Annotated in this window: 8 protein-coding genes and 1 pseudogene; 5 read left to right on the forward strand and 4 right to left on the reverse strand. The window is 74.9% G+C overall.

The window, feature by feature from the left end; all coding sequences use genetic code 11:
- On the forward strand, window positions 1–776 hold a 776-nt coding region (locus tag AB0L40_RS25820; protein ID WP_364361353.1), incomplete at its 5' end, for a chromate transporter.
- Window positions 777–828: 52 nt separating this feature from the next.
- On the opposite strand, the gene AB0L40_RS25825 is transcribed toward AB0L40_RS25820, so the two are convergent.
- Complete coding sequence (locus tag AB0L40_RS25825) at window positions 829–1,320, reverse strand: DUF4396 domain-containing protein (protein ID WP_364361355.1); 492 nt, start codon at window positions 1,318–1,320, stop codon at window positions 829–831.
- A gap of 234 nt (window positions 1,321–1,554) precedes the next feature.
- Between AB0L40_RS25825 and AB0L40_RS25830 the strand changes: the two genes are divergently transcribed.
- Window positions 1,555–1,914 carry a hypothetical protein gene (locus tag AB0L40_RS25830; RefSeq protein ID WP_364361357.1) on the forward strand — a complete coding sequence of 120 codons (360 nt, stop codon included), beginning with the start codon at window positions 1,555–1,557 and terminating at the stop codon, window positions 1,912–1,914.
- An 88-nt stretch (window positions 1,915–2,002) separates the two neighbouring features.
- The gene (locus AB0L40_RS25835) at window positions 2,003–2,680 is read left to right on the forward strand and encodes a DUF305 domain-containing protein (protein WP_364361359.1); all 678 of its coding nucleotides are present in this window, start codon (window positions 2,003–2,005) and stop codon (window positions 2,678–2,680) included.
- Window positions 2,681–2,784: 104 nt separating this feature from the next.
- On the opposite strand, the gene AB0L40_RS25840 is transcribed toward AB0L40_RS25835, so the two are convergent.
- Window positions 2,785–3,630 (reverse strand): aldo/keto reductase, encoded by an 846-nt coding sequence (locus AB0L40_RS25840; RefSeq protein ID WP_364361365.1) that lies wholly within the window; start codon window positions 3,628–3,630, stop codon window positions 2,785–2,787.
- Window positions 3,631–3,882: 252 nt separating this feature from the next.
- On the opposite strand from AB0L40_RS25840, the gene AB0L40_RS25845 reads away from it, so the two are divergent.
- Window positions 3,883–5,157 (forward strand): low temperature requirement protein A, encoded by a 1,275-nt coding sequence (locus tag AB0L40_RS25845; protein ID WP_364361361.1) that lies wholly within the window; start codon window positions 3,883–3,885, stop codon window positions 5,155–5,157.
- A 23-nt stretch (window positions 5,158–5,180) separates the two neighbouring features.
- On the opposite strand, the pseudogene AB0L40_RS25850 reads toward AB0L40_RS25845, so the two are convergent.
- Window positions 5,181–5,360 (reverse strand): annotated as a pseudogene (locus tag AB0L40_RS25850) (LuxR C-terminal-related transcriptional regulator); the annotation flags it as partial.
- A 21-nt stretch (window positions 5,361–5,381) separates the two neighbouring features.
- Between AB0L40_RS25850 and AB0L40_RS25855 the strand changes: the two are divergent.
- Window positions 5,382–5,537, forward strand: coding sequence for a hypothetical protein (locus AB0L40_RS25855; RefSeq protein WP_364361367.1), 156 nt, complete (start codon window positions 5,382–5,384; stop codon window positions 5,535–5,537).
- Between the two features lie 99 nt (window positions 5,538–5,636).
- Here AB0L40_RS25855 and AB0L40_RS25860 read toward each other — a convergent pair.
- Window positions 5,637–6,008 (reverse strand): hypothetical protein (locus tag AB0L40_RS25860; protein WP_364361363.1); only part of this gene is annotated, 372 nt, incomplete at its 5' end.

A 6,008-nucleotide genomic window follows, 5' to 3' on the forward strand; every position in this document is an offset into this window, starting at 1 on the left:
ACCAGCGCCCGGGGCGCGACGCGCGGGCCCGCTCCCAGCTCGGGCGCTGGTCCGTCTACACCGCGCTGGGCGCGGTGGCCGCGGTCCTGGTCGGGCCGTGGCTGGTCCTCGTGCTGCTCGCCTGCGGGGCGTTCGAGGTCGCCCGGCTGCGGCCCGCGCGCGACGGGGGTGGCGGGGCCGGTGCCGCGGCCGGCGTCCACGCGTGGCCCCTGCTCCTCGCCGCGGCGTCGGGAGCCGGCGGGCTGGGCGCGCTGTCGTGGACGGCCTTCAAGGTCGGGGCCCTGTCGTACGGCGGCGGCTTCGTGATCATCCCGCTGATGCAGGCCGACGCCGTCGACCGCCACCACTGGATGACCGACGCGCGGTTCCTCGACGCGGTGGCGCTCGGCCAGGTGACGCCCGGCCCCGTCGTCCACACCGTCGCCGCCGTCGGCTTCGCCGCGCACGGGGTCGGCGGGGCGCTCCTGGCCGCGACGGTCGCGTTCGCCCCGTCGTTCGCGCTGGTGCTCGTGCTCGCGCCGCGCTTCGAGGCCCTCCGCACCGCGCCGCGGCTCCGGGCCTTCCTCGACGGCGCGGGCCCCGCGGCGATCGGCGCGATCCTCGGCGCCGCGGTCCCGCTGGCCCTCGCGCTCGGCGACGCCTGGCAGTACGGGCTCCTCGCCGCCGGTGCGGTCGCGCTGCTCGTCCTCCGGGCACCTGTCCTCGGGACGCTCCTCGGCGCCGGCGTCGTGGGAGCCGTCGCGGTTGCGGCCCTGGGCGCGCCGGTCCCGGGTTGAGTCCGGGACCGGGGCACGATGGATGCCCTCCGCGAGGCCCGGGCCCGGTTGCTCAGTGGTACGCGTGCACGACCGCGTGGCCCTTGCCGCGCGCGATCAGCCAGCGGTTGACCGGGACCGCGGCCCAGAAGGCGACGAAGAGCGCGCCGGCGAGCGATCCCCAGAAGAGGAGGTCCCCGAGCCCGGCGTCCATCGCCCCGGGCACCACGAGGATCGTCAGGGAGTCGAGGAGCTCCATCGTCGCGATCGAGAACGTGTCGGCCGCCAGCGCCAGGCCCACCACCTGCCGGGCGGGCAGCCCTGCCCGCACGAGCGGGATCGACGTCAGGCCGTACCCGAAGGCGAACGCCAACGCGATCGAGACGGCGATCGTCAGGCCGTTGCCCCACCCGAACGCGGTCCCGAGGACCATCCCCAGGACCTCGCCGATCGCGCAGCCCGTCAGGCAGTGCACGGTCGCGCTGATCGCCGTGCGGGTCAGGCTCCCGGCGTCGTGGCCGTGGGCCTCCTCGTGGTGGTGGTGCTCGCCCGCCGGATGCCCCATGCCCTGACTATACCCCCATGGGGTATCAGGGCGCCAGGAAGACCCGGTGGCCTGGCCCCTGCCCCCGGGCGCGGACGGCGGGCGGACCGCGAGGCGGACGGTCGCCGGCCCGCGCGGGACGCTCCGCCGGTACGGTTACCCCCGGTGGGTATCTCGTCCCTCACATCCGGCCCGGCACCGGCGTCCGGCCCCGTCCGGCGAGACGGTGCAGGCGACGCCGGGGACGGCGGTGCGATGAGCGCCCTGCGGATCAGGGCGCTGCTGGAGCGGTCGCGCCGGGGGCTGCTCGTCGTGCTCCTCGTGCTCGGCCTCGGCGGCGCGGTCGCCCTGCACCACGCGATGCCGGAGTCCATGCCCATGGACGGCATGCACGGCGAGCACGCCATGGCGACGTGCCTGGGCGTCATCGCCGCGGGCGTCGCGATCGTGGTGGTCGCCGGGGTCGCCCGGCGGCGGCGTCGCCGCGTCGGGGTGCCGCGACCCGCCGCGACGCCGCGGCTGGCCGACGTGCTGCGCCACCACCCACCGCTCGTGCGGGCCCGGGCCGGCCCGCCGGTCGTGCTGTACCTCCGCCTCGGGGTGCTCCGGCGGTGATCCGGACGTGCGCTCGCCGCACGTCCCGATCGCGCCCGCCCCCAAGCGGGCGCACCACCGTCGACCACTCCGAGGAACAGGACCCAACATGACGTACTCCAGGACCCGCGCCGGCGCGCTGGCGCTGACGCTGGCCGGCGCGCTCGCCGTCGCCGGCTGCGGCTCGAGCGACTCCGGCGACGCCGGCGGCGGCCACGACATGGGCAGCACGTCCGGCCACGCCACGACCACCACGACCGCGGCGAAGCCCGCGGACGTCGACCGGGCGTTCGTCACCCAGATGATCCCCCACCACCAGATGGCGGTCGAGATGGCCGGCGACACCCGCGCCGGGGCCGAGCACGCCGAGATCCGCGCGCTCGGCCGGGCGATCGTCGCCGGCCAGACCCCCGAGATCACCGCGATGCGGGCGATCGCGAAGCGGCTCGGCGTCGCCCCGGCGGCGGGGACGATGGACCACGGCGCGATGACGGCCGCAGCCGCGACGCTCGGCCTGTCGATGGACGACATGGGCATGTCGATGGACACGACGTCGCTGAAGACCGCCAGGCCGTTCGACCGGGCCTTCGTCGACGCGATGATCCCGCACCACCAGGGCGCGATCCGGATGGCGCGCGCGGAGCTCGCCCGCGGGGGTGACGCCGCGCTGCAGCGGATCGCCGCCGGCATCGTCGCCGCGCAGACGCGGGAGATCCGGCGGATGAACGCCTGGCGGAAGGCCTGGTACGGCCGCACCTCGCCGGCCGGCGGCGTGCCCGCGCCCTGAGGACGCGCGGCCCCGGCGTCGCGTCCGTCCTCCGACGGGCCGCCACCGCATCCGCCCGCGGACCGTCCCGGGCGGGTCGGGGGCGGGCCGTCGCGCCCCGCCGCTCAGGCCTCCGGGATCTCCCGGCTGAAGGTCTCGAGGGTGACCGCGTCCGGCTCGGGGCCGCCGCGCTTGCCGGTCTCGAGTCCGTCGAGCGCCGCCAGGTCCTCGGCGGAGAGCTCGAAGTCGAAGACGTCGAGGTTCTCGGCGATGCGGTGCGGCTTCGTCGACTTCGGGATCACGGAGCGGCCGTGCTGCAGGCCCCACCGGAGCATCACCTGGGCCGGGCTCTTGCCGTGCTTCTCGGCGACGGCGCCGATCGTCGGGTCCTCCAGCGCGTTGACGTGCCCGCTGTCGCGGTAGAACGTGATGCCGCCGATCGGGGACCACGCCTGCGGCAGGATCCCGCGCTCGGCCCCGAAGTCGGCGGCCGCGTTCTGCTGGAAGTACGGGTGGATCTCGAGCTGGTTGAGCGCCGGGACGACCGTGGCGCGGTCCAGCAGCGCCGTGAGGTGCTCGACCATGAAGTTGCTCACCCCGATCGCGCGGACCTTCCCGTCGGCCAGCAGCGTCTCGAGCGCGCGGTAGGCCTCGAGCGTCCGCTCGAAGTCCCCCGGCAGCGCCTGGTGCAGGATCAGCAGGTCGAGCTGGTCGACACCGAGCTTGCCGGCGCTCTTCTCGAAGGCGTGCAGCGTCTCGGCGTAGCCGAAGTCGTTGATCCAGACCTTCGTCTCGATGAAGACGTCGGCACGGTGGACGTCCGACGCGGCGATGGCCTCGCCGACCTCGCGCTCGTTGCCGTACGCCGCAGCGGTGTCGATGTGGCGGTAGCCGGCGTCCAGCGCGGCCGTCACGGCGTCGCGGGTCTCGTCGGGCGGCGTCTGGAAGACGCCGAGCCCGAGGGCGGGCATCTCGACGCCGTTGTTCAGGGTGATGGTCTCCACGTCGCTCAGCGTAGGCACAGACCGTCCCGGGGCCGGAGGACGCTGGGGTTCCGCGCCCTCCCGCGGCCGCGCCCTCCCGCGGCCACGCGGTCCTGCGGACCAGCGGGCGCGTTCGGACGGCGGGCAGCGCGTCGACCGACCGCCCGGCGCACCGCATCCGGGCCGGCAAGCCGGGCGGCGGGGCTGGACGACACCCCCCGAGGCAGCACCATGAGGGCCGTGCCACCCCGCATCGCCCACGCCCGAACCCCCCTGACCGGTCGCGACCCGACGGAGGAGCACCGCGCGTCGACCCCGCTGGAGCTGCTCTACGACCTGACCCTGGTGGTCGCGTTCGGGTTCGCCGCCGACGAGCTCGCCCACTACGTCGCGGAGGGCCACAGCGGCGCGGCGATCGTCGGCTTCGTCCTCTCGGTCTTCGGCGTCAGCTGGGCGTGGCTGAACTACAGCTGGTTGGCGTCCGCGTACGACAACGACGACTGGCAGTTCCGGCTGGCGACGATGACCCAGATGGTCGGCGTCGTCGTCCTCGCACTCGGGATCGAGCCCGCCTTCACGTCGATCGACGAAGGCGACACGTTCAACGGCGACGTCCTGATCGCCGGCTACGTCGTGATGCGCGTCGCGATGCTCTTCCTCTGGTGGCGCGTGTCCCGCGACGACCCGGAGCGCCGGCCCGCGGCGCACCGCTACATGCTCACGCCCGGCACCGCCCAGGTCTTGTGGGTGGTCTTCGCCGTCCTGGACCTGTCGCTGACCGCCGCCCTCGTCGGCTTCGTCCTGATCGTCCTCCTGGAGCTGTCGGGGCCCGCGATCGCCGAGCGCGCCGCACAGACCCCGTGGCACCCGCACCACATCACCGAGCGCTACGGCCTGCTGTTCCTCATCACCCTCGGCGAGGGCATCATCGGCACCGTCGCCGCGATCAACGCGCTGGTCCACAGCGACCACGGCTGGACCGCCAACGCCGCGCTCCTCGCGTTCACCGGCGTCGGCCTGACCTTCGCCTGCTGGTGGGCGTACTTCGCGATCCCGTGGGGCGAGATGCTCGAGCGCCGCCGCGACGGGCTGGCCACCTTCACGTACGGCTACGGCCACCTCGTGATGTTCGGGGCCATCGCGGCGATCGGCGCCGGCCTGCACGTCGCCGCCTACGCGCTGGAGGACGAGGCGCACGTCGGCGACGTCACCGTGGTGGCGTCCGTCGCGATCCCGCTGGCCGTCTTCCTCGGCATGGTCTACGGGCTCTACAGCATCCAGCTGCGGACCCGCGACCCCTTCCACCTGCTGCTCCTGGGGCTCACCGCCGCGACCCTCGTCGCGGCACCGCTGCTCGCGGCCGCCGGCCTCGCGACGGAGTGGTGCCTGCTGGTCCTGCTCCTCGCCCCGGTGATCACGGTCGTCGGCTACGAGACGGTCGGGCACCGGCACACGAACGAGGCGTTCGCGCGGCTCGACGCGCGGGAGGGCGAGGCGCAGCAGGACGGGGCGTAGGCGGGCGGGACGCCGCGGACCGGAGCGGCGACCCCGAGCTTCGCCATCGCCGCGGAGAGGTAGTTGCGGACCGTGACGGGCGCGAGGTGGGACGCCGCCGCGATCGCCGACGCGCTCAGCCCCTCGCGGACCAGGCGCAGGACCTCGACCTCGCGGTCGCTGAGCGGGCAGGCGCCCTCGGTCAGGGCCGTGGCGGCGATCTCGGTCGGGCTGCCACGACGCTGATGACGATCATCCGGGGCGGCGCCATCGTGCACCTCGCCCGCGGCGGCTGGGACGGCGGCGGCGACTTGCTGCCCGCGGCGTCCGCCCTGGTGTTCTGGGTCGCCATCGCGTACGAGGTCGCCAAGCGGACCTTCCGCTGGGAGCCGCGGGTCTGACCCGCGGGGTGGCCCGCCGGCCGCGCGCCGCGCGAGACCGCCGGTCGCGCAACGCAGGAGGGCCCGCTTCGGCGGGCCCTCCTGCGTTGCGCCGGGGACTCAGCTCGAGGGCGGCGTGATCGTGCCGACGATCACCGTCGGGCCGGGGGCCGTCGGGTTCGCCGTCGTCTCGCTCGTGACCCGCACCTTGCTGTAGACCGACGGGTCGACGACCACCGCCTGGCCGGTCCGGACGTCGACGCCCTGGAACGGGAGCTGGGCCCCCTCCACGCCGGGGAGCGCCCCGAGGAAGACCGGGTCCTGCCCGTTGCGGTCGGCCCAGACGAAGTAGTTCCGGGTCGAGCTCGCCGCCGGGAGGCCCTTGATCGTCAGGGCGTCGGCACCTCGTACTTCACGGACACGTCGGTGGGCGAGGCGATCGCCCAGCGCCTGCCGATCGACTTGGCGCTGACCATCGTCGCGATCGTCACC

The sequence above is a fragment of the Patulibacter sp. NPDC049589 genome (genome assembly GCF_040675535.1).
Classification (GTDB): domain Bacteria; phylum Actinomycetota; class Thermoleophilia; order Solirubrobacterales; family Solirubrobacteraceae; genus Patulibacter.